Here is a 25,350-nt window from a genome sequence, read left to right as displayed (position 1 = left end):
GAGCCTGCGCTGTCAGCCGTTCAGCCCCAGACGGATGCCGAACCCGACCAGGAACAGGCCGGCCACGCGGCGCAGCGCATCGCTGATCCGCGGGTGCTGGATCAGCCGGCGACGGGCCAGGTTGCCCACGCCGATCAGCATCGAGCAGTAGGCGATGCTGACCACCAGGATGATGCCGGCCAGCGCGGCGAAGGTGGCGATGCCCTGGTGCGCCTTCGGATCGATGAACAACGGCAGGAACGCCATGTAGAACAGGATCGCCTTCGGGTTGAGCAGGCTGACCAGGATCGCCTGCTGGAAGTAGCGGCCCGGCTGCATGCGGATCGGGCCGGCATCACTGCCCTCGTGCTTCGGCGTGCGCAGCAGGCCGATGCCGACCCACACCAGGTAGGCCGCACCCAGGTACTGCACGGCGTGGAACACCAGCGGGTTGGCCTTGAGCAGCGCGGCCACGCCGGCCAGCGCCAGCCACATCAGGATCTGGTCACCGACCAGCAGGCCGGCCAGTGCGGTGTAGCCGCCGCGCACGCCGCCACGGCCGGTGGCGGTCAACAGGGTGAAGGTACCGGGACCGGGCAGGGCGAGAAACACCAGCACGGCGACCAGAAACGTCCACAGGTCCTGGATGCCCATCCACGGCATGGCGGTGCGCTCTTGTTACGGGGGGCCGCCATTGTCGGCCAGCGCCCCGGCAGGCGACAGGGGGCCGGTGGGGCCAACCGGCATCCCAGACAGCAACGGTTGCAGGTGCTGGCGCAGCTGCGCATGCAGCTGCCTTACCGCGGGCGAGAACTGCTTGCGGTGCGGGCACACCAGCTGCAATGGGATGCTGCTGCCAACGCCGTCCAGCAGCACCTGCAGGCGCCCGGCCAGCACGTCCTCGCGCAGGTCCAGCCAGGACTTGTAGGTGATGCCTTCACCGGCCACGGCCCAGCGCCGCACCACGTCGGCGTCGTCGCAGACCAGCGGGCCGCGCACGGGGATCACGCTGCGGCGCCCCTCGACCTCGAACGACCAGCGATCGTAGGCGCGGCCACTGAGCTGGTAGACCAGGCAGTCGTGCTCGCGCAGCTCATCCAGCCGCGTGGGCATGCCGCGCCGCTGCAGGTAGCCGGGCGAGGCGGCCAGCACGCGCCGGTTGCCTTCCAGCAGGGGCAGGGCCACGTAGTTGGCATCGTCGAAGTGGCCGATGCGGATGGCCACGTCGACCGGGTCGCGGAACACATCGGCCACTTCGTCGGACAGGCGCAGATGCAGGCGCAACCGCGGGTGGGCCGCGCGGAACGCGCTCAGCCAGGGCAGCAGCAGGTTGCGGCCGAAGTCCGACGGCGCCGACAGTTGCAGGGTGCCATGCAGCTCGGTGTCCTCGCCCTGTACGCGGGCCTGGCCCTCGCGCAGGGTGGCCAGCACTTCCTGCGCATACGGCAGGTACAGCGCGCCCTCGCCGGTCAGGCGCAGGCTGCGGGTGGTGCGCACGAACAGGCGCAGGTCCAGCTCACGTTCCAGCCGCGCCACCGCCGCGGCAACCTGGCCGGGCAGCAGGTCGGCCTCGCGGGCGGCCTGCGAGAAGCTGCCCAGCGCGGCGGTACGAACGAACAGCTGCAGGTCGTCGAAGCGGATCATTTTCATTGCTGGAGTGAAAGTCCTGCCCGATTCTGCGCCTTTCTGCCGGCGCGCGCGCGGCGCAACCTGTCGCCTCCTTCCCCACTGGACCGCTGCCATGCGCGCCATTGCCTACACCCACGCCGGCCTGCCGATCGATGATCCGCAGGCCCTGATCGATATTGAACTGGACCTGCCGCAGCCCCGCCCGCGCGACCTGCGGGTGGCGGTGCGCGCGGTGGCGGTGAACCCGGTCGACACCAAGGTCCGCCGCGGCGTGGCCACCGACGGCCCGCGCGTGCTGGGCTGGGATGCGGTCGGCATCGTCGACGCGGTGGGCAGCGAGGTGACCCTGTTCCAGCCCGGTGACGCGGTCTACTACGCCGGCGTCATCGATCGCCCGGGCAGCAATGCCGAGTACCAGCTGGTGGATGAGCGCAGCGTCGGCCGCAAGCCGGCCAGCCTCGACGATGCCGCCGCCGCCGCGCTGCCACTGACTGCGATCACCGCCTGGGAGCTGCTGTTCGACCGCCTGCGCATCCCCGAGGGCGGTGGCGAAGGCCAGACCCTGCTGGTGATCGGTGCTGCCGGCGGTGTCGGCTCGATCCTGGTGCAGCTGGCGCGGAAGCTGACCCGGCTGACCGTGATCGGCACCGCGTCGCGCCCGGAGACCCAGGATTGGGTGTATGCGATGGGCGCCCACCATGTGATCGACCACCGCCTGCCGCTGGCCGAGGGCCTGGCGCGGCTGGGCATCAGCGAGGTGCAGCACGTGGCCAGCCTGACCCATTCCGACCAGCACTACGCGCAGATCGTGGAACTGCTGGCGCCGCAGGGACAGTTCGGCCTGATCGATGACCCGGGCCAGGTGGACGTGATGGCGCTCAAGCGCAAGGCACTGTCGCTGCACTGGGAGTCGATGTTCACCCGGCCGCTGTACCGCACCGCTGACATGCAGCGCCAGCACGACCTGTTGAACCGGGTGGCCGAGCTGGTCGATACCGGCGTGCTGCAGACCACGCTGGGCGAGCACTTCGGGCGCATCGACGCGGCCAACCTGCGGCGCGCCCACGCGCTGCTGGAAAGCCACCGTGCCAAGGGCAAGATCGTGCTGGAAGGCTGGTAAGGCCGGGTCGTTCCCGCGCCCTTGGGGTAAGAGCCCTTTCCGCCCGGGAAAGGGCTCTGACCCCCGCCTCAGGCCACGCCGTTGTCGACGTGTTCGGCGAAACCGGGCTGCTGGCGCAGGCGCTCGAACCAGGCGCCCACGTGTGCCAGCGCCGGCGTGTGGCCCGGTGTGCTGCGCCAGCGCTGGGTCGACAGCCCGAGCACGATGTCGGCGAGGGTGAAGGTGCTGCCAGCGGCGTAGCCGCCAGCGGCCAGCTGGGCATCAAGCACGCCCATCAAGCGGTTCCACTGGGCCAGGCTGGCCTCGGCGCGGGCATCGTCCGGGTAGTCCGGATGCTGGCGCACGCGTGCCATGAACACGTGCCGCCAGGCACTGTTGAGGTCGCTGGCCTGCCAGTCCATCCACTGCTCGACCCGCGCCCGATCCTGTGCCGCGCGGGGCAGCAGGTCGTCACGGCCCGCGCGGGACGCCAGGTAGCGGCAGATGCTGTTGGACTCCCACAGCACGAACTCGCCATCACGCAGGACCGGCACCTGCCGGTTCGGGTTCAGGGTGGCCAGCAGGTCCGCGGGTGGCGCAGGCTCGTGGTGCAGGGGCAGGTCGAGGCCGGCGCACAGCCAGAGTACCTTGCGCACGTTGATGGAGGTGGGCTTTCCGTACAGGGCAAGCATGGTCCTGGCGCAGCAGTTGAGACTGGGCCAGCCTACACTTGCCGCATGCAAACCGAATCCCTGCTCATTGCCGGCCTGCTGTTGGCCGTGCTCATCCTGCAACTGGTCGCCCTGCTGCGCCGCCCCCCGCATGACCGCCTGGAACAGGCGGTGCGCGAGGAGGCACGGTCCGGGCGCAGCGAGCTGCGCGAACAGCTCGATGGCTTCGCCCGCGCGCTGACCGATCTGTCCACCCGTACCGACCAGCGCCTGGACCTGCTGCGCGAGGCGCTGGGCGAAGATGCGCGCAAGGCGCGTGCCGAGGCTGCCGACAGCCAGCAGCGCGGCGCCGCGCTGACGGGACAGCGCCTGCAGGAGCTGCGGGGCCAGCTGGAGGCCTTCGGCCAGCAGCAGGAGGCGCGCATCCATGCGTTTGGCCAGCAGCTGCAGGAACTCACCGGGCGTACCGATACCCAGCTGGGTGCGTTGCGCCAGACCCTGGTCGATGACGCGCGCAAGGGCCGCGAGGAAGGCGCGCAGTCGCAGCAGCGCCTGACCGAAAGCCTCGGCCTGCGCCTGCAGGAGCTGACCCAGCGCAACGAACAGCGCATCGCCGAGATGCGCGCCACGCTGGAAGAGCAGCTGCGCGCGCTGCAGAACGACAACGCGCAGAAGCTGGAGCAGATGCGCCATACCGTGGACGAGAAGCTGCAGTCCACGCTGGAGACGCGCCTGGGCAATTCCTTCAAGCTTGTCTCCGAGCGCCTGGAACAGGTGCAGCGTGGCCTCGGCGAGATGCAGCAGCTGGCCACCGGCGTCGGCGACCTCAAGCGCGTGCTGACCAACGTCAAGAACCGCGGCAGCTGGGGCGAAGTGCAGCTGGAGAACATCCTTGAGCAGACACTCACCCAGGAGCAATACGCCCGTGCGGTGAAAGTGCGGCCGGACAGCGGCGAGATGGTCGATATCGCGGTACGCCTGCCGGGACGCAGCAGCGGCGATACTCCGGTGTGGCTGCCGATCGACTCCAAGTTCCCGCGCGAGGACTACGAGCGCCTGCTGGACGCGCAGGAGCAGGGCGACGCCGAGGGCGTGCGCCTGCAGGGCATCCAGCTCGAGCGCGCGGTGCGCGTGCAGGCCAAGTCGATCTGCGACAAGTACATCGCACCCCCGCATACCACCGATTTCGCAGTGATGTTCCTGCCCACCGAAGGGCTGTACGCCGAAGTGATCCGGCGCCCGGGACTGGTCGATCTGCTGCAGCGCGAGCACCGCGTGGTCGTGGCCGGGCCGACCACGGTCACCGCGCTGCTCAACAGCCTGCAGATGGGGTTCCGCACGCTGGCCATCGAGCAGCGCTCCAGCGAGGTCTGGAGCCTGCTGGGCGCAGTGAAGAGCGAGTTCGGCAAGTTCGCCGGCATCCTGGAGAAGGCCGAGAAGCAGATCACCACCGTCGGGCGCAGCATCGGCGAGGCCAGCCGCAAGACACGCACCATCGAACGGCGCCTGCGGGGTGTCGAGTCGCTGGCCGCCGAGCAGGCACAGTCGCTGCTGGGCGACCTGGCCGAGGGAGATGCCACGGCCGAGGAAGAGGCGAGCGACGGCGAGGAGGCCTGACCGGCGCCGACACGCCGCCTGCATCGCCGGTGCGTATGCTGGCGGCCTGCCCGCCCGATCCGGTACCACGATGCGCCTGCCCCTTTGCACCAGCCTTGTCCTGACCGCACTGCTTGCCGCCTGCAGCAGCGCGCCACCAAGCGTGGACACGACCGCGCAGGCCACGGCCACCAGCCCTGAAGCCGCCGAGGCCTATCGCGAAGCGCGCGACGTCGACTGCCAGGCTGCCGGTGGCACCCTGCAGCGGCTCGGCCGGTTGCAGCGCGAGCAGTGCGTGATTCCCTATGCCGATGCCGGCAAGGCCTGCAGCCGCAAGAGCGACTGCACCGGCCAGTGCCTGGCGACGGGCGAGGGGGTGGCCGGCGCCGTGGCGACAGGCACCTGCCAGCGTGATGCCAGCCAGAACTTCGGTTGCCGCCAGCGCATCGACGACGGCAAGGCGCAGGGCACGCTCTGCGTGGACTGATCCTCGCGCCGGCCGCTGGCCGGCAGCCTCATGAACCCATGCGAACGGTCGCACGATCGCCGGCCAGCGGCCGGCACGACCGGCATCGCGCGGCGCTATGCTGGTCGGCCATTTCCCGACGTAGCCGGAGCCCCCGCGTGAGTACCCCGATCCAGGACATTCCCCTCACCACCATCGACGGCCAGCCGTCCTCGCTTGCCGACTACCAGGGCAAGGTGCTGCTGCTGGTCAACGTCGCCTCCAAGTGCGGCCTGACCCCGCAGTACGAAGGCCTGCAGGCGCTGTATTCGGAAAAGCACGCCCAGGGCCTGGAAGTGCTGGGCTTCCCCGCCAACAACTTCCTCGGCCAGGAGCCGGGCAGCGAGGCCGAGATCCAGCAGTTCTGCCAGCTCACCTATGACGTCAGCTTCCCGATGTTCTCCAAGATCAGCGTGGCCGGCGAGGATACCCACCCGCTGTACCAGCAGCTGACCGCCGCGCAGCCGCAGTCGATCGGCGAAGGCCCGCTGCGTGAGCGCCTGGCCAGCAAGGAGATCCCGATCCATCCGGCACCGGCGGTGCTGTGGAACTTCGAGAAGTTCCTGGTCGGCCGTGATGGCAAGGTCGTCGCACGCTTTGCCCCGGACGTGGCCGCCGACGATGCACGCCTGCGCGAGGCCATTGAGGCCGCGCTGGCGGCCTGAGCAAGGCGTGCCAGCCGCGGTTGGCACCCAGCGGAAAAGAAAAACCCCGCCAAGGCGGGGTTTTTCATGCGCCGATGCAGGGCTTCAGTGGGTCCACTGCGGCATCGGCATCGCATCGACCGGGATCGGCGAATTGGCATCGTCATGGCCGCGGTCGCGCTTGCTGCGCAGATCGTTCTCGATCTGGTAGTTGCGGCGCTGCATCCACGCATCGCGGACCAGGGCGTATTCGTCCACTGCGGTGTCGCGCAGATCGTCGATCGCCAGCAGCTGTGCGCGGGTGTCGACCAGCTGCAGGCCCTGCAGGCCGATGCGGATCTTGTCTTCCTCGACGCGCCGGATCGGCGACAACGGGATGTCACCGGCCAGGCCGAACACGTCGCGCACGGTGCGCGGGCCGAAGAACGGCAGCTCCACGTAGCGCGAACGACGCCAGCCCCAGGCACCCAGGGTCTGGCCGAAGTCTTCATTGCGACGCGGCACCATCGCCTTGCTGGCCGGATCGAACAGGCCACCGATGCCCAGCGTGCTGTTCATCAGGAAGCGGCCGAGGCTGTCCCACGCGTCGGCACCGCGGCCCTGCAGCAGCTGGTTGGTGATGGTCACCGGCGCACGCAGGTTGCTGAAGAAGTTGCTGATGCCGGTGCGCGCGAAGCGCGGCACCACATGGGTATAGGCGGTGGCCAGCGGACGGGCCACACCGCGGTCGACCGCATTGTTGAACGTGTGGACCTTGCGGTTGAACGGTTCCCACGGATCGTAGGCCGCAGCGCTGCTGGTGGTGCCGGTGCCGCCATACAGGGCGTCGAAATCATCGTCGCCCCCGGCGGCGGTGGCCGTTGCCGTCTTCGCCGCGCTGGTCTCTGCGCCGTGTGCCGACGCAGCCGGCGACGGTGCGGAAGGCGCCGGTGGAGTGGCCGCGGCTGCAGCCGGCGTCGCGTCGGCGCCGCCGGTATCGGCGGTTGCCGCCGGTGCCTCGGCCACCGTGCTGGCCGCGACCACGGTGCTGGCGACCGGTGCATCGCTGCGCGCGGGCTTGCCGGCACAGGCGGTCAGGGCGGTGGCCAGGAGGATCAGGGGGAAAGTGCGTACGACGTTCATGTCAGCTCGCAGCAGAAGTAGCGTTGAAATCCAGGTCGGGCGACAGCCGGTAGGCTGCGCTCAGCTCGTTGTAGCCGGCCGGCGCGCCGGCAATTGCCAGCAGGTGGCCCGCCTTGCGCGCACGGGCCGCCAGTTCGGCCAGCAGGGCCAGGCCGGCGCTGTCCACGCGCTCCACCTCACCCAGCTCCAGCCGTGCCAGCTTGGCCGGCAGGGCCTGCAGCTGCGGCCACAGCGCGATCACCGCGGCACGGTCGAGCACCCCGCGCAGGCGCAGGGTGTCGCCTTCCAGCAGCGCCAGTGCGTTACTTGCCATTGCCCGCGGGCCCGGCCTGCATGCTGCCGCTGTGCAGTTCGCTGGCCACCTGCTTGATGCCCTTCTGGCGCAGCGGAGTATCGAACTGGTTGCGGAAGGTCTGCACGTAGGAGATGCCTTCGATGTTGACGTCGAAGATCTTCCACTGGCCGTTGACGTTGCGCATCCAGTACTCGACCGGGGTCGGTTCGCTGCCGGCGCGCACCAGTTCGGTGCTCACGCGCACGCCACGGTTGCCCGGCAGCGGGCTCTCACCCTTCAGGCGGAAGCTCGGCTTGCCCTGGATGTTGAGCAGGGTCGAGCCGTAGCGCTGCATCAGGCTGTCGGCCATGGCATCGGCAAACAGCTTGATGTCCGCGTCAGAAGCACCGCGGGCGTGCGGGCCCAGCACCAGGCGCGCGGCATAGTCGCGGTCGAAGGTGCGGTTCAGCTCGCTGTCGATGTAGCTGCGCAGGCTGGCCGGGTTGCTGCCGAACTCGCTCCGGCGCTGCTGCAGGGTGTTGAGGATGCGCGTGCTGGCATCGATCACCACCTTGCCGGCCTGGCCCTGCGTCGCAGCGGCAGCGGGGGCGGCGGCCTGGGCCTGGGCGAAGAACGGCGTGGCCAGCAGCAGCGCCGAGGCGAGCAGGGCCGGGATCAGTTTCGTTTTCATGGTTGCGGTTCCGTTGCAGGCGCCTGCGCGCCATCGTTGGGCTTCTGAGCAGCGCCGCCACCGGCGCCGCCACTGAACATGTACTTGCCAACCAGCTGGATCAGGTCCACCGCCGGCTGGGTGAAGACGATCTCGTCGCCAGCCTTCAGCACGTCCGGGTCACCGCCCGGCTGAAGACCGATATAGCTCTCGCCAAGCAAACCACTGGTGAAGATGCCGGCCGAGGTATCTGCCGGCAGGTCCTTGACCTTGCTGTCCATGCGCAGGGTCACGATGGATTCGAACTTCACCGGATCCAGGTCGATCGCGGCGACCTGGCCCACGGTGACACCGCCGATCTTCACCGGCGCCTGCTTGCGCAGCTGCCCGACCTGGGAGAAGCGCGCCTTCAGCTCGTAGCCCTGGCTGCCCCAGCTCCAGCGCTGGTTGGTCGAGGCCACGGCCAGCACCAGCAGCGAGGCCAGGGCCAGCAGCAGGAAGGCGCCGACGGAAAATTCGAGTCTGGGACCGCGGATGGCCATGTGGAATACCTGATCGAGTCGTGGTGGCCGCGCGCGCCTGCGCACCGCCGGTGGAGGGGTTAGGTGAACAACATTGCCGACAGCACGAAGTTGAACATCAGTACCAGCAGCGAGGCGTTGACCACCGCACGGGTGGTGGCCACCGAGGTGCCCTCGATGGTCGGCTCGGCATGGAAACCGACGTAGGCGGCCACCAGCGCAGCGGTGCCGCCGAAGATCGCCGACTTCAGCATCGCCACGCCGAAGTCGTCCCAGAAATCGACGCTGTTGCGCAGCGCCGACCAGAACACGCCATTGTCCAGGCCCAGCACGTGCACGGCCTCGAAGTAGCTGGCACTGATCGCCAGCGAGCAGAAGATGCCGGTCAGCAGCGGCACGGTCAGCACCGCCGCCCAGAAGCGCGGTGCCACTGCCTTGGCCACCGGGTCGATGGCCATCAGCTCCAGCGCCTTGATCTGGTCGGTGGCGCGCATCAGGCCCAGTTCGGCGGCGATCGAGCTGCCGGCGCGGCCGATGAACAGCAGCGCGGTCAGCACCGGTGCCAGTTCGCGGTACAGCGACAGGCCGAGCAGGGTCGACAGCGCGTCGGCCGCACCGAAGGTGGTCAGCGTGCGGTAGCCCTGCAGGGTCAGCACCAGGCCGACGAAGGCGCCACCGACGGCGATGATCGGCAGCGAGCGCGCGCCGATCTTGTAGATCTCGCGGGTCAGCTCGGCCAGGAAATCACGGGTCGGCAACGAACCGCGCAGCACGGTCAGCGAGAACAGGCCGGCGCGGCCCAGCGAGCGGGTGGCTTGGACGAACGGCATCAGGCGACCCTCGCGCGCGGCGCGGCATCGAACGGGATGGGGCCATCGGGCTGGCCGTGCAGGAACTGCCGCAGCAGCGGGTCCTGGCTGGACTGCAGCGCCTCGGGCGTGCCCTGGAACACGATGCCGCCGTTGGCGATCGCGATCACCTGGTCGCAGATCGGCAGGGTCTCGTGCACGTGGTGGCTGACGATGATGCTGGTCAGGCCCAGACTGTGGTTGAGGCGCTGGATCAGACTCATGATCACGCCGGAGGCGATCGGGTCCAGCCCGGTCAGCGGCTCGTCGTAGATCATCAGCGGCGGGTCCAGCGCCAGCGCGCGGGCCAGCGCCACGCGGCGTGCCATGCCACCGGACAGCTCGCGCGGCCAGGAATCGGCAGCGGCCAGCAGGCCCACCGCATGCAGCTTCATTTCCACCAGCCGGCGCAGCACGGCGGCCGGCAGGCGGGTATGGGTACGCAGCGGCAGCGCGACGTTCTCGGCCACGGTCAGGTCGGTCAGCAGGCCATTGCCCTGCAGCAGCACCCCCACGCTCTTGCGCATTTCCAGCAGTGCGCCGCTGTCCTGCGGGATCGGCTTGCCGAACAGGGTGACCTCGCCGGCGACCGGGCGCAGTTCACCGGTCAGTGCCGCCAGCAGGGTCGACTTGCCGCTGCCGGATGGGCCCAGCACCGCAGTGATGCTGCCCTTGGGCACCTGCAGCGACACGTCACGCAGGATCGTGCGCCCGCTCCGGTCGATGCGGACGTTGGATAACTGCACCAGACTGGACGTGGAAGCCGACATGGGCACCATTAACGTTTTTTAGACATCGAAGGATCGGGCCCGTCGGCTGAACATAAGCAGACTGGACGGTCCAGTATTGTGGCACGGCAAGGCCGCTGCCAGGCCGGGACAATCGGCCGGCAGCGCGGAACAATCCGTACCGGCGATGAGCCAGCCATTGAATACGGCCTGCTCTGCTGCACACTGTGCATGATGAGTGACCCGGGCAGCGATTTCCGCCTCTACCATTCCAATTCCCTGGACGTGCTGGCCGCGCTGCTGGCGCGCAACGTGCGTGCGCCGGTTCCGGGCCAGCCGTTGCTGACGCCGGACGTGGTGCTGATCCCACAGGTGGCGATGCGGCGTTGGCTGCAAGCGACACTTGCTGCCGAATATGGCGTTGCCGCCAACCTTGAGTTCCTGACCCCGGGCGAGTTCGTGGCCCGTGCACTGAACGCCAATGTGCCGGGGGAACGCGACGACCTCGACGCGGCCGGCCTGCACTGGAAGCTGTACCAGGCACTGCGCGACCCGGCGTTGCTGGCGCAGCCAGCACTGCGCGCGCTGCAGTCCTATCTTGCCGGTGGCGACGCGCTGAAGCCCTGGGCACTGGCCGGCGAACTGGCCTCGGTGTTCGAGAAGTACCAGGCCTGGCGGCGTGACTGGCTGCTGCGCTGGGAGGCCGGCGCCGACCCGGCCGATCCGCAGGCCATCCTGTGGCGCACCATTGCCGGTGGCCACGACTATCGTGCGCGGCGCATCCAGGCCTATCTCGATCGCTTCGAGGGCGCTGGCCAGCCGCTGCCGGAAGGCCTGCCGCGGCGCATGTCGGCGTTCGCGACGCTCAACATTTCGCCCGACGTGCTGCGGGTGATGGCCACCCAGGCGCGGGTGGGCGAACTGCATTTCTACATGCCCACGCCCGTGCAGTCGTACTGGGGCGACCTGCAGACCCTGGCCGAGCGCCTGCGCAGTGGCGCGCCGGATCCCTTCGGCGAAGCAGCGGGCGAGAACCGGCTGCTGGAAGCCTGGGGAGCAGCCGGGCGCGATTTCATGGCGGTGCTGGGCAGCTACGAGGTGGTGCACCCGGCCGGCGAGATTGCCGCGTATTCGGATCCGGAGGACGACACCCGGCCGACGCTGGCCGAAGGCGGCCTGTCCGACAGCCTGCTGCATCGCCTGCAGCGCGATCTGTTCCACCGCCGTGCGCTGCCCTCGGGCGAGCTGCGCGACGGGCTGCGCAGCGACGATCCCAGCCTGCAGGTGCATGCCTGCCATACCCGCCTGCGCGAACTGCAGGTGCTGCACGACCAGCTGCGCAGCCTGCTGCAGGACCCGCGCTTCGACCCGCCGCTGCAGGCGCGGGAGATCGCCGTGCTTGCACCGGACATCGACCCCTATGTGCCGTATCTGGAAGCGGTGTTCGGCGGCCGTGGGGGCGAGGACGAGCACATTCCCTATGCACTGGCCGACAGCAGCCCGCTCGCCGGCGAGCCGCTGGCCGACGTGTTCGTGCACCTGCTGGGCCTGCCGGTCTCGCGCTTCGGCCTGAACGAAGTGCTGGACCTGCTGGCCAGCGCCCCGTTGGCCGAGGCGGCGGGCCTGGAAGCGGTGGACTTCGACCGCCTGCATGGCTGGCTGCAGCAGGCCGGCGCACGCTGGGGCCTGGATGCGAAGCACCGCAACCAGCACCAGGCGCCGGCCGACGATGCCTACACCTGGCAGTTCGCGCTGGACCGGCTGGTGCTGGGCCATGCCACCGGCAGCGAGGCCGATGTGGCCGGCGTGGCGCCGTGGATCGAACTGGAAGGCGGTGCGCTGGAAGCGCTTGACCGGCTGCTGCGCCTGTTGCGCGTGCTGGCGATCTATCAGCGCCGCCTGGGTGAGCTGCTGACGCCGGCGCAATGGCGGCAACGGCTGCTGTCGTTGCTGGATGCGCTGCTGCCGACCGCACCCAGCTCGCCCAACAGCCAGCGCGCCCTGGAACGCCTGCGCAAGCTGCTGAACCAGTTCGCCGACGGTGCGGCCAAGGCCGGCTTCGACGAAGGCGTGCCGCCGGAGGTGGTGCGCGCGCACTTCGCCGCCGTGCTGGGCGAGGCCGATACGCGCGCGCCGTTGTTGACCGGTGGCATCAGCTTCGGCCGCATGGTGCCGATGCGGCTGCTGCCGTTCCGGGTGATCTGCGTGCTGGGCCTCAATGACGGTGACTTCCCCCGGCGTGACCCCGCCGCCGGTCTCAACCAGCTCACCGCCGAGCTGGACACGCCGCGCCGCCGACCGGGCGACCGCTCCACCCGCGAAGACGACCGCTTCCTGTTCCTGCAGTTGTTCGCGGCCGCGCAGGAGGTGTTCTACCTCAGCTACCTGGGCGCCGATCCGCGCGATGGCAGCGTGCGTGAGCCGTCGGTGCTGGTCAGTGAACTGATCGATGCCGCCGCGGCGTATCACCTCGACCCGCCTGCGGCCGCCCGCGACTTCACCGTGCGCCATGCCCTGCAGCCGTTCTCACCGGCCGCTTTCGGCGATGGCGATCCGCGTCGCTTCAGCTATCGGCGGCAGTGGCACCCGGCGGCCGGTCGCCTCAGCGGCCAGCGGGGCGACCTGCAGCCGTGGTTCGATGCACCGTTGCCGCCGCCGCTCGACGATGCGGTGGAAGACGACGTCGCGCTGGATACCCTGCGTCGTTTCCTGTGCGATCCGGCCGGGCAGTTCCTCGCACAGTCGCTGGGCCTGCGCCTGGCCGACGACGTCGAGGAAGTCGATGACCTGGAACCGCTGGTGCTGTCTTCGCGCGGCCCGGAGAAGCGCAGCGTGCAGGCGGCGGTGGTGCGTGCCACGCTCAGCGGCGATACCGAGCCGTTGTACCCGCGGCTGCGCGCGCGTGGCCTGTTGCCGTCGGGTCCATTGGGCGAGCGCCAGTTCGACGCCGAACAGCTGAAGACCCGCCCGTATGCCAGCGCGCTGCTGGGCTGGATGCAGGGCGAACCGCTGGAAAGCCGCCGCTACGAGGTAGAGATCGACGGCGTGCGCCTGCATGGCCGCGTGGCCGATCGTCACCCCGCAGGGCTGGTGCGCCTGCGCGCCGGCCCGCTCAATGGCAATGCGGTGATCCGCCAGGGCCTGGACTGGCTGCTGGCCAACGCGGCTGGCGACGCCCTGCCGCTGGTGCAGTTCTACGATGGCGGCGACAACGGCCCGGGCCCGCACGTGCTGCCGGCACTGAATGTTCCTGCAGCACGTGCGGCCTTGCGCGCGCTGCTGCAGCTGCGCCGGCGCGGCCTGCGCGAACCGCTGCGCTTTGCCCCGTATACCGGCTGGGTGCTGTACACCACGGCGGGTGAGAAGCAGCGCAGCGAAGGCTGGAAGCAGTGGCACGGCAGTGACCGCACGTGGGGCGAATCGCGCAGCGACGCCTGGCAGCTGCTGCTGCGCGGTGCCGACCCCTTCGCCACCGACGCGGGCTACGCTGACCTGCTGCGCAACAGCCAGGTGGTCTTCAGCGCCGTGCGCGAAGGCCGCGCGCTTGGCGCCAGCCAGGAGGGCAGCGAATGAGTACCTCCATGGCAGACGAAGGACTTCAGCGCATGGCGGGCGATCCCTACCTGGCCCTGCCGCTGGACGGCATCCGCCTGATCGAAGCCAGCGCTGGCACCGGCAAGACCTTCACCCTGGCGACGTTGTTCACCCGCCTGGTGGTGGAGCAGGGTCTGCGCATCGGCCAGATCCTGGCGGTCACCTTCACCGATGCCGCCACCCAGGAGCTGCGCAAGCGCATCCGCGAGCGCCTGGCGCTGGCTGCGCGCCTGGTCGATCTGGAACCGGCCGAGGGCGAAGCGCCGGACGTGCGGCTGACCCGTGAGGTGCTGCAGCGCCACCTGCGGAGTGGCAGCGAGAGCCCGGCCGCGCTGAAGCGGCGGCTGCAGGTGGCGGCCGACGAGATCGATCTGGCCGCGATCTTCACCATCCACGGTTTCTGCACCCGCGTGCTGCGTGAGCACGCGCTGGAAAGCGGCCACACGTTCGATCCACCGGAGCTGCTGGCCAGCGACCGCGAGCTGCTGGAAGAGCTTGCGGCCGACCTGTGGCGCGTGCATGCCAACGATCCGGCCACGCTGGAGCCGCTGACCTGGCTCTGGTCCAACCCGGACGCGCTGGCGGCCGACCTGCGCGCGCTGCTGGGCGCGCCGCCGCTGCACCCGTTGCCACAGGCAGTGGCGCTGGCCGACCCGCAGGCCGCCCTGCAGCACGCGGCGGCAGCGCTGTCCGCAAGCGTGCGCGAGCACGGCGAGCAGTTCTTCATCGACCTCTGCGATGCGGTCGACAACAAGTGGATCAACGGCGTGTCCTACAAGCTGGGCTGGTTGCACCCGCTGGGCCGGCAGCTGCTGGCCTGGGCCGAGCGCGACGATCCCCGCGAACTGCTGGCCAGCGAACGCCTGCCGGCACTGCTGCCGGACGCGCTGGCCGACAAGACCAACAAGAAGTTTGCCGATCGGACACCGTCGTCGCCCTTGCAGGCACCGTTGGCGCGTTATGTCGCGCTGCTGGCCGAACGCGATGCCTGGCTGCGGGACAGCGCGCTGGCCTTCCTGCACGGCCTGCGCGAAGAAGCCGCGCAGCGCCTGCAGGCGCTGAAGCGAACGCGCCGGGTTCAGACCTACGACGACCTGATCGATGGCGTGGCCGCAGCCCTGGAAGGCCCGCAGCGGCTGGCGCTGGTCAGGCAGCTGCGCGCGCAGTACCGCATCGCGCTGGTCGACGAGTTCCAGGACACCGACGATCGCCAGTGGGGCATCTTCCACAGCGTGTTCGGCGATTCGCCGGAGGTGCGCGAACTCGGCCTGGCGTCGGCGCTGTTCCTGATCGGCGACCCGAAGCAGGCGATATACGGCTTCCGCGGCGGTGATGTCCACACCTACCTGAAGGCCAAGCAGGTCGCGCAGCAGGCGCCGGTGCTGGATCAGAACTTCCGCTCGCGACCGGCCGTGCTGCGTGCGCTGCAGGCGCTGTACGACAACGGTGGCGACGACGCCTTCCTCGAACCCGGCATCCAGTTCGAGCCGGTGCGTCCCGGCGGCGTGCGCACCGATTCGGACTACCTGCGCCACGGCGATGCTGCGGTGGCGCTGACCCTGCGCGTGCTGCGCAGCGGGTCCGACAAGGCGATGAGTGCCGACGCCTCGCGCGACGCTGCGACGCGGGCGTGCGTGTCAGCGATCCACCAGACCCTGGTCGATGCGCGGGCCGGCAAGGCGCTGCTGCGCGGGCGGCCGGTACAGCCGGGCGACATGGCCGTGCTGGTGCGTTCGCACCGTGAGGCCACCCTGGTGCAGCGCGCGCTGGCGGCGGTCGGCATTCCTGCGGTGGCGGCCGGCAAGCAGAGCCTGTTCGCCACCAGCGAAGCGCGCGATCTGCGTGCGTTGCTGCTGGCACTGCTGCAACCGGCCGACGAGGGCCGCCTGCGCGCGGCGTTGGCCACCGTGCTGCTCGGCCAGCGGGCCAGCGCGATCGCGGCGATGGAGCGCGAGGGCGACCTGCAACGCGGGTTCCAGGCGCAGCTGCTGCACTGGCGTGAGCGCTGGCAGCGCGGCGGACCCTTCGCGGTGATTGCCGATGTCTGTGCCGCACAGGGCGAACGGCTGCTGGCGCTGATTGACGGTGAGCGCCGCCTGACCAACTACCTGCAGTTGGGTGAACTGTTGCAGGAGGCCTCGGCGCAGGCGTTGGGCATGCATGGCCTGCTGGACTGGCTGCAGGGCCAGATGGCCAGCGCCGACCAGGATGACGAGCAGCAGCTGCTGCGCCTGGAATCGGATGCACGCCGCGTACAGATCATCACCCTGCACAAGAGCAAGGGCCTGGAGTATCCGCTGGTGTACCTGCCCTTCGTCGGCATCGACGGCGGTGCACCAAACACCGCGTCGCACTGCACCGTGCATGTCGATGGCCAGCGCCAGCTGCACTGGAAGCTGGGCAAGGACGACGCCTGGGAAGCAGCCAGCAGCCAGCGCGAGCGCGAGCAGCGCGCCGAGGATGCGCGCCTGCTGTACGTCGGCCTGACCCGTGCCGAGCACGCGCTGTGGATCGCCGTGGGCGATCTGGCCGGGCTGCGAAAGACCCGGCTGGCACCGCTGCTGGGCGACCTGCAGGTGCTGCGCTCGCATCCCGACGTGCACATCGACGACAGCGAGGTCCCGGCCACGCTGCCGCAGCTGGCGGCTGAAGTGGAAGGCGACCTTCCGGCAGTGCGGGCACTGACCCGGCGCGTGCCGCACGACTGGTGGGTATACAGCTTCACCCAGCTGGCGCATGCCGATGCCGGCGCTGGCGGTGATATCGAAGCGGCGGCCACCGAGCTGCCGGCGCCCGCCGCCGACGAACCCGCGGGCGCGGAACTGCCGCTGGAACCGGCACTGCCGGAGCCGGCCGTCGCCGCCGAGGACAGCACGCCTGTGGACCCGCGCTTCATGGGCAGCCGCTTCGGCAACGTGCTGCATGAGGCCATGGAGAACGTTGACTTCGCCGCATGGGCCGGCTGGCAACCCGGCCTGCCGGCGCCGGAAGGCCAGTCCGAGGTGCTGCGCAAGGCGCTGCACGACGAGGGCTACGCCGATGCCGATCTTGAGGAGGGCGTGGCCGTGCTGGTGCCCCTGGTCGGCCACACGCTCACCGTGCCGCTGCCCGAAGGCGGAGCCCTGCACAGCCTTGGCGAAGGCGAGCGCCGTGCGGAGATCGACTTCCATTTCGCCATCGAACCCACCACGGTGCCGGCGCTGCTGCAGGTGCTGCATGCACACGGCGTTTCCAGTGGCCGGCGCGGCTTCGGCCAACGCCGCCGCCTGGAAGGGCTGATGACCGGCATGATCGACCTGACCTACGTGCGCGATGGTCGCTGGTATGTGCTCGACTACAAGTCCAATCGCCTGCCCGGCTACAGTCCGGACCTGCTGGCCATCGCCATGCGCCACAGCGAGTACGACCTGCAGGCGCTGATCTATACCGTGGCGCTGCACCGCTGGCTGCGCTTCCGGCTGGGCGCGGCCTACGACTACGAGCGCGACATGGGCGGCATCCGTTACCTGTTCTGCCGTGGCCTGGACGGCACCGGCAACGGCGTGCACGTGGATCGCTTCCCGTTCGCGCTGGTGGATGCGCTGGATGCGCTGTTCGCCGGTGGCGGGCAGGCCCAGGCCGAACTGGCCGCACGTGCGCGGGGGGGCAGCGCATGAGCCTGCTGCACGAGCTGTATCGCAACGGCCAGCTGCGCACGCTCGATCACGCACTGGCGACCAGCCTGCAACGCTTGCGGGCGGATACCCCTGACAGCGTGGCAGTGGCGGCCGCGCTGGCCTCGCTGGCAGTGTCGCAGGGCCATGCCGGGTTTGATCCGGCACAACCGCAGCGGTTGCTGGACGGCGTGCCCGAATGGCCTGCCGCGCAGGACTGGCTGGCACAGTTGCGAGCATCACCGTGGGTAGCGACGCCGCAGCAGGCCGATGCCATCGCCGAGGACGCGCCGCTGGTGCTGGAAAACGGCCTGCTCTACCTGCGCCGCTACCGCGAGTACGAGCGGCAGCTGGCGGCCGGGCTGCAGCGCATCGGCCGGCATCCGCTGCCGCCGCCGGACATGGCCGCGCTGGCACCGCTGTTCGCGCAGCTGTTCCCGCAGGCATTGGGCGGCGAGGACCACCAGGCACGCGCAGCCGGCGTGACCCTGCGCCATCCGCTGGCGCTGGTCACCGGCGGCCCCGGCACCGGCAAGACCACCACCATCGCACGCCTGTTGCTGCTGCTGGCGGCGCAGGCCCGGCATGCCGGCCAACCGCTGCCCGAGGTGGCGTTGGCCGCGCCGACCGGGCGCGCCGCCGAACGCATGGCCGAGAGCCTGCGGCTGGCCGTGCAGCGCCTGCAGGAGCACGGCGTGGACCCGGCGCTGTGCGCGGCACTGCCCAGTACCGGCACCACCCTGCATCGCCTGCTTGGCGTGATCCCGGATTCGCCGCGCTTCCGCCACCACGCCGACAATCCGCTGCCGGTGGACGTGGTGGTGGTCGACGAAGCGTCGATGATCGATCTGCCGATGATGGCCAAGCTGGTTGACGCGGTCGCCAGCGGCACGCGGCTGATCCTGCTCGGCGATCCCGACCAGCTGCCGTCGGTGGAAGCCGGCGACGTGCTCAGTGCGATCCTGCGTGCCAGCGGTGATGGCATCGGCACCCGCGCCGATGACGCGCAGGCGCTGCGTGGATTGCTGGCGCCGTCCACGCTGCAGCCCCAGGCCGAACCGCGCGCCTTCGCCGGCCGCCGCGTGCAGCTGCAACGTGGGTACCGGCAGAGCGATGCACTGGTGCTGGCCCCGTTGGCAGACGCCGTGCGCGAGGGTGAGGCCGGCGCCGCCTTGCAGCTGCTGCGCGGCGGTGAACTGGCCGGCGTGCATTTCCACGAAGGTGAGGCCGACCCGCTGCGCGGCCAGCGCGAGCACCTGCTGGGCCATTGGCGTGCGTTGGCCGACGCCGCCGATCCGGTGCTTGCCCTGCAGCAGGCCGGGCGACTGCGCGTGCTGACCGCGCTGCGCGAAGGCCCGCAAGGCGCGCGTGGCCTCAACAGCCGTATCGAGCAGCTGCTGGCGGGCAACACCCCGGGCTACTTCCAGGGCCGCCTGCTGCTGGTGACCGAGAACAGCTACCGGCACCGCCTGTTCAACGGCGATATCGGCATCTGCCTGCGCGACAGCAGCGGCGCGATGGTCGCCTGGTTCCCCGGCGACACCGTCGAGCAGCCGCGCGCCTTCCACCCCGCAGCACTGCCCGCGCACGAAAGCGCCTTTGCGATGACCGTGCACAAGGCACAGGGCTCGGAGTTCGATGAAGTGTGGCTGCAGCTGCCACGCCAGGACAGCCGCGTGCTGTCGCGCGAACTGGTCTACACCGGCCTGACCCGTGCTCGCCAGCGCCTTCACGTTGCCGCCAGTGAGGCGGTGCTGAAGGTGGCGCTGGCACGCCATGCCGGTAGGCTGGGCGGGTTGGCATGGCGGTTGGGTGCCATCGACGCAGGTGAGACCGATACCACGTTTTCAACGGTGCAGGACATACCGGCACAGGGCCAGTTGTTCTGATCGAGCTGAAGTCGTGATGACAAAGCCAACTGCGGTGCAGACCTCGTGAACACAGTGAGGCGCATCACAATCGCCCGGCGTCGGGGACGCCGCTAATCCAGCAGGAGCGGTGCGCTGCCGATACGACAGCGCACTGCAACGTCCTGTCAAACATCTGCAACGTGATGCCAAATCCGCGCAGACGCCGCCAGTTACACCGGTAGCAGGATGCTGCGGTGTCGTTCCCGACTTTCCGCAGCGGGGGATCCTGAGCCATCGCCACCGTCATGCCGGCAGCACTGCCGGCGGTCTGCGGGCGGGATCCGTTGATGCATCGGACCGGCATTTCAGCAGAAGGAGGTGGCACGGCTATGGAGTTTTTCCAGCGAAGTCTCGACTTCATCCCCCCACACAGTGGACCTTTGCCCGAAGGCGCCGATGGCCATGACGACGGTGATGGGCCGCGTCTGGCATGGAGTCTGGCCCTGTTCTCGCGCATGCACCACTGCAGCTGCGCTGAGATGGACGCCGCTTCAGCCGACGACGCCTGGGATGCGCTGCTGGCGCGCACGCGCATCCGACCGCATGGCACCGCTGCGGCGCGGCTGGTTGAACGTGCGCGGCACTGGATCGAGCGGCATGCCGATGATGAAACGCTGTCGGTGGACCAGCTGGCGTCGGCCCTGAACATGTCGCGCACCAGCCTGCACCGCAAGCTGGTGGCCAGTATTGGCCACCCACCGGGTGAACTGATCCGGCTGGTGCGCCTGCAGCTTGCGCGGCGCCTGCTGTGCGAAGGCGAAGGCAATGTATCGGATGTGGCCTACGCGGTGGGCTTTGTCAGCCTGTCCGGCTTCAGCCGCGCTTACCGGCACCACTACGGCGAACCGCCGTCGAGCATGCGCGGCAACCCGCCGCGCACGCCTGCAACCCGGCGCTAAGCCGCTGCAACACCACGCCGGATGGCCGCATTGCCGTCCGGCTATCAATGACCGCGTGGCACCGGGCACATCGCCGCCCCGCGGCAGGCATACCCATCACCAGGAGCGCAGGCGACATGAGCGGCACCATGACTTTCCACAGTTTGATCGAAGCACTGGCCGGGGCCGTCATCGAGGCCCAGGACAGCATCGAGATGCATCAGCTTTCAAACCTGCGCGACTTCTTCGATGAAGACAACCGGCCCAGGAGCGTCACCATCCGCCTCCCCTCGCAGCACCCCCAGGCCGAGGAAGGTGATGAAGACCTCTACCGCGCTCCGCTGTTGCCCCTGGTCTCCACCAACAACCTGCGCATCCGGGAAGTGGAGATCAGTTTCGACGCGGACCTGGCGGACCTGGGAGCCGAGGATCCGGATGTGCCTGCGCCGGGCGCAGCGGATGCCTGGGAGTCGCCGCGGCCGGCGGCGCGACACGTAGGACTGGACACCGGCCGCGGCAAGGGCGTGGGCAACGTACACGTGCAGCTGCGCGTGGAAGGAACCGAGCCGACCGATGGCGCGGCCCGGTTGATGAACCACCTGGCGCAAAGCCAGGGGGTCTTCAAGACCATCAAGGCGACCTGATCCACCCCGGCTGTTGCACCCCCGCGTATGCCCCGCGCCGCATCCGGCGGCCGGCGGCACGCCAACCCACAGGAGTAACGCGCAATGAGCGAATTGGTCAATATCTCCAGCCAGTTCAAGGGCCTGCCGATGAGCGATCTCATCGGTGGTCCGTTGACGGCCGCCTGCGATTCACAGATCAAGCTGGCCCAAGCCACCGCCAGCTTCATCCGCTCTGTCGGCTTCCTGCCGCCGGACCCCGCCAACGCCGATCCCAACGCGGTCGGTGCCACCCGCACCGCGCTGTTCCGCTTCAAGCGCCCTGTCGACAACCTCGATCCGGCGACCAAGGCGGCCCAGCCCTTCGCCGAAGAAGAAGTGGAACTGGAAGTGCCACTGCTGGCCATCGTCAAGGTGCCGAACCTGAGCATCCAGAGGGTCGACATCAATTTCGAGATGGAAGTGAAGTCCTCGTTCTCGGCCAAGGAATCCAGTGACTACTCGGCCAGTCTGCAGGCCGAGATGAAGGTCGGCTGGGGAATCTTCTCGGCCAAGGTGAACATCCAGGGCTCGGTGGCCTCGCACAAGGAAAATGCCCGCAGCTCGGACAACTCGGCCAAGTACACCGTGTCGGTGCTGGCCGAGGATACCGGCATGCCTGAAGGACTGGCCCGGGTGATGGACATCCTGCAGACCGCCACCGCACCGCGCAAGGTCAGCGCACCGGTGCCGGTGGCGGCGTAAGCCGGTCCATCGCATCGCAGCACGGACCGCCGCGCCGGCCTGGCGTGGCGGTTCCGGACATCCAACGCAGGGGAGCGCTTCATGTTCGATCTCAACGACGTAAAGTTCGTCAGACGGATTGTGGTGGGCAGCAACAACCCGACACAGATGCTGACCGACGATGATCTGGCCCAGGCCCAGTCATTGCTCAACCGCTGCCTGAGCGACACGCCCAAGGGGGCGATCCTGGGCATCGAGCGCAGCTTCACCATCCTGCAGATCGGCGAGCACCAGGTGGTGCTGCAGTGGCTGGCCTACCACGTCGGCTTCCCGCGGCGGCCGGTGTGGATGAGCGAGTGAACCATGGTACCGGCAGGCGGGGCCATGCCGACCCGCACCTGGACGACCTGATCGCGACCCTGGCCCGCGCCCTGGCGCGTACGCGCCAGTCCTGCGCACAAGCCCACCTGCAACGCCTGCAGGCACGCCTGTATCGCGGGCAGGCCCTGTGCGTGCAGCATTGGCAGGACGGACGCTGGCAGGCGATGGACGTGCCGCTGCATGAACTGGTCGCGCCTGGGCGCATTCTGGCGTCCACGCTGGAAGTGCAGATTGACTGCGACGTGGAGGAAGCCGAGCCAGACCAGGACGGGCAGCCGCCGGCACTGGCCCTGCTGCCCACCCACCGTGACGCGCCGCACCGGCTGACCATCGTGCTGCACGGCGGCAACCCGCTGCGCGGCGAACTGCTGCTGGATGGCCAGCTGCTGAGGCCCCTGCTGATCGATCCCATCACTGGCCGGGAGGCATGACCATGGTCCGACGCGCGCGCCTGCGCCTGTGGTTGTCCGATGAAGATGCACGCCAGGTCCGGCTCTGGCTGGCCCCGGTGCTGGCGCAGCGCCGCCAACAGGCGGCCGAACGCCGCCGCCGCCGCCGGCGTCAGCTGCTCACCACCCTGTGGTTGCTGGTGTTCGCCATCGCCTTGTTGAACCGCCATCTCTGAGCGGCTGTGGCCGCCCCAATGACAGGAGATTCCGATGCATGCCCCACTTTCCCTCCGCCGCTCGCCGACGCTGCTGCTGGCCCCGCTGCTGGCCTGGGCCGGCCCATACCCGGATAGCGCCGTGGCTGCAATGCGCCAGCCCGACGCCACCACGCCCACCGCAGCAGCCACCTGGGTAGGCAGCAATGCCGGCAGCGGCCGACCCTGGTCACTGCGCCTGAGTGACGGCGCGGATGGGCGCCAGGCCACGCTGGAATTCGGTGGACCCTACAACTGCAGGGTCAAGGCCGCACGTAACCTCGCCGAAAATGGCCAGGTGCGCCTGACCATCAACGATGCCAACGGGGGCTACCGCTGCAACGCGCTGGTGGGCCAGATCGCCACGCTCGAAGTGCAGGGCCCGCAGGCGACGCTGCACGTGCCCGGCACCACACCGGTCGCAGTCGCGATGTGGAAACCCGGCCAGGCCACCGATGGGGGTGCCGATGCCGTGCAGGGCCGCTGGGTGAGCACGGTGACCAGCAATGGAAGGCCGATTGCCCTGCGCCTGCGGCTGGCGGCGCGTGACCCTGGCGACCGGGGCAGTGAACTGGCCTATGACAGCCCGCGCAGCTGTCGTGCTCCGCTGCGCTATGAAGGCACCACTGCACAGGGCAGCTGGTTCAGCGCACTGCCGGGGCCGGGAGGGCAGGCCTGCGACCGCCTGATCGGCCACTGGCTGCGGGTGCAGGCCGATGCGGATGCCACCCGGCTGCAGATCGAACCGGGCATCGGGGAATGCGTGCCCAACTGCAGTCTGCAACGCACGCCCTGAGCCTGCCGCGTACCCACCCGCGCCCCGCGATGCCCGACCAGGCATCGCGGGGCGTTGCCGTTACCAGTGGTCGTAGCTGCCGCTGCTGTACATGCGCCACTCGGCGCCACGGCGGTTGACCAGTCCCTTCATCACTTTGCCCTGCGACCGTGTCCATGCCATCCAGGCCGCCTCCAGGTTGGCGTAGGGCGTGGCCACGTGCGGATCGTTGACCAGCTTGAGCACCGAGGAACGGCCGAAATTGCCGCTACCGATGTTGAAGCACAGGATCACCAGGGCATCGAACTGGTGCTGGGCCAGGCTGGGTTTCACGCTGCGGACGACCATCTGCTCGAAGGGCGCCAGGTCCTTGAGCAGCAGCCGTTCGGCTTCGGCCAAGGTGACGCCCCGGCCCAGTGCCGCCCATTCGTCGCGGGTGATCAGGTGCCCGTAGCCGACGGTCGCACCGGCCACCCAATGGTCGATCGCCTTGCCTGTCTGGTCATCGTAGGGTTGCAGCCGCTGTCCTTCCACCCGCTTGAGCCAGTCGATGCCCTGTGGGCTCAACGTCATTGCGTTCATCGTGCTTCCTCGTTGGTCTGGGCGCATCCAGGAGAGGTCGCCGTGCCATGTGAGCATGGCCGGGCATCGGTGGCCTTCATCGCCGCTCGGGCAGCTTGAAGCCGATGTAGGTACCCGAACTGAGGCCCATCAGGCCCAGCAGGGTCGGGCTGAGCTCGGGCATGCTCAGGTTGTTGTAGACACCGGACAGGAACACCACGCCGAGGATCAGGGTGAAGGCGAAGATCTGGAACCGGTCGAAGCGGTAGCCGTGCGCATCGGACAGCAGATCGTGCAGCAGCCCGTGCGAGGCGTTGTGGCCGCTTTCAGCGTCCGGCCCGGCACCGCCGTGCTCGGCCAGCTGACGGCGGGCGGCATGCAGGCGGCTGCGGCTTTGCCCGATCGAGGTGCGTTGGGCCGGCCACTGCCCGCGCGCGTCGGCGGCAGGCGCATCCACGAGCGGTGGGAAAGTGCCGGGCGCGGGGCCGCCAGCATCGATCACCGCGTCGCTCAATGCCGTGCCGGCGCTGATGCCCAGCAGCGCCAGCAGCGAGGGATGGATGGTGTCGGTGTCGTCGGTCACGAGCCAGATGGCGGTGTAGGAGAGGTAGATCAGGAAGAACCACACCGCCATCTGGAAACGGCCGAGATCGTAGGGCCCCAGCCCGTAAGGGATCGGCTTGCGGATGATGCTGGTGGTGCGCGCCAGGTGCACGAATACCAGCAGGGTGACCACCACCACGGCCAGCGCGATACCGCCGTAGATGGGCGAGATCACGGTCAGCTGCACCCGCCCGCGCTCGTCGTGCACGCTGGCGAACGGCGAGCCGTCGACCGGGCCGACGCTGAAGGTGACCGCACGCCGCATGCCATCCGGCGCGCCGAGTAGATCCGTCCACACGCTGCGGCTGTCGTTGTTGATCCGTGGGTGGTAGACCAGCAGGCCGTTGCCCAGGTCGATCGATTCGGGAAACGTGCCGGGCAGCGCGCGGCCATCGATGAACGGCACCAGCCGTCGCGCGTCGTTGCGTGCCGCCCAGACCGCCAGCCCCTGCACGCGCACGGTGATGCTGTAGTCCAGCTCCAGGTGGCCGTGCAGGCCGAGTACGCGTGGTGCCTCCGGTTCGGCCGCCGGCAATTTCGGTGACAGCAGGCTGCCCAACAGTGCGGCCAGCAGCAGGGCCACGATGCGCAGCAGCGCGGCGCGCCGGAAATGGCGGCGCCGCCGGGCCTGTGTGGGAGGGCAGGCAGGTGCGCGCGGCGCGGGGCGGGGGCAGGGCATCGGTGGACTCCGTGCAGGTGGCGCGGGGCTCATCGTCCCCG

25 protein-coding genes are annotated in these 25,350 nt (G+C 69.3%); 14 read left to right on the top strand and 11 right to left on the bottom strand.

Going from position 1 to position 25,350, the window contains the following annotated elements:
- Positions 1-12: 12 nt before the first annotated feature.
- Both leuE and LRM18_RS04445 read right to left on the bottom strand, forming a co-directional pair.
- Positions 13-642, bottom strand: coding sequence for a leucine efflux protein LeuE (leuE, locus tag LRM18_RS04450; protein ID WP_049468378.1), 630 nt, complete (start codon positions 640-642; stop codon positions 13-15).
- 15 nt (positions 643-657) lie between these two features.
- Positions 658-1,629, bottom strand: a complete 972-nt coding sequence (locus tag LRM18_RS04445; RefSeq protein ID WP_150828576.1) for a LysR family transcriptional regulator — start codon at positions 1,627-1,629, stop codon at positions 658-660.
- 91 nt (positions 1,630-1,720) lie between these two features.
- On the opposite strand from LRM18_RS04445, the gene LRM18_RS04440 reads away from it, so the two are divergent.
- Entirely contained in the window at positions 1,721-2,728 is a 1,008-nt protein-coding gene (locus LRM18_RS04440) for a zinc-binding alcohol dehydrogenase family protein (protein WP_270951647.1), read from the top strand.
- Positions 2,729-2,796: 68 nt separating this feature from the next.
- Here LRM18_RS04440 and LRM18_RS04435 read toward each other — a convergent pair whose 3' ends face one another.
- Positions 2,797-3,399, bottom strand: coding sequence for a glutathione S-transferase N-terminal domain-containing protein (locus LRM18_RS04435; RefSeq protein WP_088476165.1), 603 nt, complete (start codon positions 3,397-3,399; stop codon positions 2,797-2,799).
- A 45-nt stretch (positions 3,400-3,444) separates the two neighbouring features.
- On the opposite strand from LRM18_RS04435, the gene rmuC reads away from it, so the two are divergent.
- The 3 genes from rmuC (at position 3,445) to LRM18_RS04420 (ending at position 6,144) form a co-directional block, all read left to right on the top strand.
- Entirely contained in the window at positions 3,445-4,995 is a 1,551-nt protein-coding gene (gene rmuC, locus LRM18_RS04430) for a DNA recombination protein RmuC (RefSeq protein ID WP_049468370.1), read from the top strand.
- Between the two features lie 70 nt (positions 4,996-5,065).
- The gene (locus tag LRM18_RS04425; protein ID WP_049468367.1) at positions 5,066-5,461 is read left to right on the top strand and encodes a hypothetical protein; all 396 of its coding nucleotides are present in this window, start codon (positions 5,066-5,068) and stop codon (positions 5,459-5,461) included.
- Between the two features lie 137 nt (positions 5,462-5,598).
- Positions 5,599-6,144: a glutathione peroxidase gene (locus LRM18_RS04420; protein ID WP_053461715.1), complete on the top strand. Its 546-nt coding sequence runs from the start codon at positions 5,599-5,601 to the stop codon at positions 6,142-6,144.
- 84 nt (positions 6,145-6,228) lie between these two features.
- Here the strand turns inward: LRM18_RS04420 and LRM18_RS04415 are convergent, their stop codons facing one another.
- From LRM18_RS04415 to LRM18_RS04390, 6 genes are read right to left on the bottom strand one after another with little or no spacing between them, the layout of a single operon-like run.
- Entirely contained in the window at positions 6,229-7,245 is a 1,017-nt protein-coding gene (locus LRM18_RS04415) for a VacJ family lipoprotein (protein WP_150828575.1), read from the bottom strand.
- A gap of 1 nt (position 7,246) precedes the next feature.
- A complete protein-coding gene (locus tag LRM18_RS04410; RefSeq protein ID WP_049468361.1) occupies positions 7,247-7,558 on the bottom strand; it encodes an STAS domain-containing protein in 312 nt (103 codons plus the stop codon).
- Positions 7,548-8,210, bottom strand: coding sequence for an ABC transporter substrate-binding protein (locus LRM18_RS04405; protein WP_049468359.1), 663 nt, complete (start codon positions 8,208-8,210; stop codon positions 7,548-7,550). Before LRM18_RS04405 ends, LRM18_RS04410 begins: the two co-directional genes overlap by 11 nt.
- Positions 8,207-8,731, bottom strand: coding sequence for an outer membrane lipid asymmetry maintenance protein MlaD (gene mlaD, locus LRM18_RS04400; protein ID WP_049468358.1), 525 nt, complete (start codon positions 8,729-8,731; stop codon positions 8,207-8,209). The genes LRM18_RS04405 and mlaD overlap by 4 nt, the downstream gene beginning before the upstream one ends.
- A gap of 59 nt (positions 8,732-8,790) precedes the next feature.
- The gene (locus tag LRM18_RS04395; protein ID WP_005414955.1) at positions 8,791-9,540 is read right to left on the bottom strand and encodes an MlaE family lipid ABC transporter permease subunit; all 750 of its coding nucleotides are present in this window, start codon (positions 9,538-9,540) and stop codon (positions 8,791-8,793) included.
- Positions 9,540-10,328: an ATP-binding cassette domain-containing protein gene (locus LRM18_RS04390; RefSeq protein ID WP_270951606.1), complete on the bottom strand. Its 789-nt coding sequence runs from the start codon at positions 10,326-10,328 to the stop codon at positions 9,540-9,542. Before LRM18_RS04390 ends, LRM18_RS04395 begins: the two co-directional genes overlap by 1 nt.
- Positions 10,329-10,517: 189 nt before the next feature.
- On the opposite strand from LRM18_RS04390, the gene recC reads away from it, so the two are divergent.
- From recC to LRM18_RS04340, 10 genes are all read left to right on the top strand, one after another.
- Positions 10,518-13,859, top strand: coding sequence for an exodeoxyribonuclease V subunit gamma (recC, locus tag LRM18_RS04385; RefSeq protein ID WP_270951604.1), 3,342 nt, complete (start codon positions 10,518-10,520; stop codon positions 13,857-13,859).
- Positions 13,856-17,536: an exodeoxyribonuclease V subunit beta gene (gene recB, locus LRM18_RS04380; RefSeq protein ID WP_270951602.1), complete on the top strand. Its 3,681-nt coding sequence runs from the start codon at positions 13,856-13,858 to the stop codon at positions 17,534-17,536. The genes recC and recB overlap by 4 nt, the downstream gene beginning before the upstream one ends.
- A complete protein-coding gene (recD, locus tag LRM18_RS04375) occupies positions 17,533-19,422 on the top strand; it encodes an exodeoxyribonuclease V subunit alpha (RefSeq protein WP_270951600.1) in 1,890 nt (629 codons plus the stop codon). The genes recB and recD overlap by 4 nt, the downstream gene beginning before the upstream one ends.
- A 500-nt stretch (positions 19,423-19,922) precedes the next feature.
- On the top strand, positions 19,923-20,342 hold the full coding sequence (locus LRM18_RS04370; protein WP_162272199.1) for an AraC family transcriptional regulator: 420 nt from the start codon (positions 19,923-19,925) through the stop codon (positions 20,340-20,342).
- 116 nt (positions 20,343-20,458) lie between these two features.
- Positions 20,459-20,965, top strand: coding sequence for a DUF2589 domain-containing protein (locus tag LRM18_RS04365; protein ID WP_188238370.1), 507 nt, complete (start codon positions 20,459-20,461; stop codon positions 20,963-20,965).
- Positions 20,966-21,049: 84 nt separating this feature from the next.
- On the top strand, positions 21,050-21,688 hold the full coding sequence (locus tag LRM18_RS04360; RefSeq protein ID WP_270951595.1) for a DUF2589 domain-containing protein: 639 nt from the start codon (positions 21,050-21,052) through the stop codon (positions 21,686-21,688).
- Positions 21,689-21,769: 81 nt separating this feature from the next.
- Positions 21,770-22,027 carry a hypothetical protein gene (locus LRM18_RS04355; protein ID WP_064239559.1) on the top strand — a complete coding sequence of 86 codons (258 nt, stop codon included), beginning with the start codon at positions 21,770-21,772 and terminating at the stop codon, positions 22,025-22,027.
- Positions 22,024-22,479, top strand: coding sequence for a hypothetical protein (locus LRM18_RS04350; RefSeq protein WP_270951593.1), 456 nt, complete (start codon positions 22,024-22,026; stop codon positions 22,477-22,479). The genes LRM18_RS04355 and LRM18_RS04350 overlap by 4 nt, the downstream gene beginning before the upstream one ends.
- On the top strand, positions 22,476-22,673 hold the full coding sequence (locus tag LRM18_RS04345; RefSeq protein WP_270951591.1) for a hypothetical protein: 198 nt from the start codon (positions 22,476-22,478) through the stop codon (positions 22,671-22,673). The genes LRM18_RS04350 and LRM18_RS04345 overlap by 4 nt, the downstream gene beginning before the upstream one ends.
- Before the next feature lie 34 nt (positions 22,674-22,707).
- Entirely contained in the window at positions 22,708-23,487 is a 780-nt protein-coding gene (locus tag LRM18_RS04340; RefSeq protein ID WP_270951589.1) for a hypothetical protein, read from the top strand.
- 60 nt (positions 23,488-23,547) lie between these two features.
- Here the strand turns inward: LRM18_RS04340 and LRM18_RS04335 are convergent, their stop codons facing one another.
- Entirely contained in the window at positions 23,548-24,048 is a 501-nt protein-coding gene (locus LRM18_RS04335) for a lysozyme (RefSeq protein WP_270951587.1), read from the bottom strand.
- A gap of 76 nt (positions 24,049-24,124) precedes the next feature.
- Positions 24,125-25,309, bottom strand: a complete 1,185-nt coding sequence (locus tag LRM18_RS04330; protein ID WP_064239554.1) for a hypothetical protein — start codon at positions 25,307-25,309, stop codon at positions 24,125-24,127.
- Positions 25,310-25,350: the final 41 nt, after the last annotated feature.

This window comes from Stenotrophomonas sp. PI_27 (genome assembly GCF_027854495.1).
In the GTDB taxonomy this organism is placed as follows: domain Bacteria; phylum Pseudomonadota; class Gammaproteobacteria; order Xanthomonadales; family Xanthomonadaceae; genus Stenotrophomonas; species Stenotrophomonas pavanii.
This window is presented reverse-complemented; position numbering and strand designations above follow the sequence as displayed.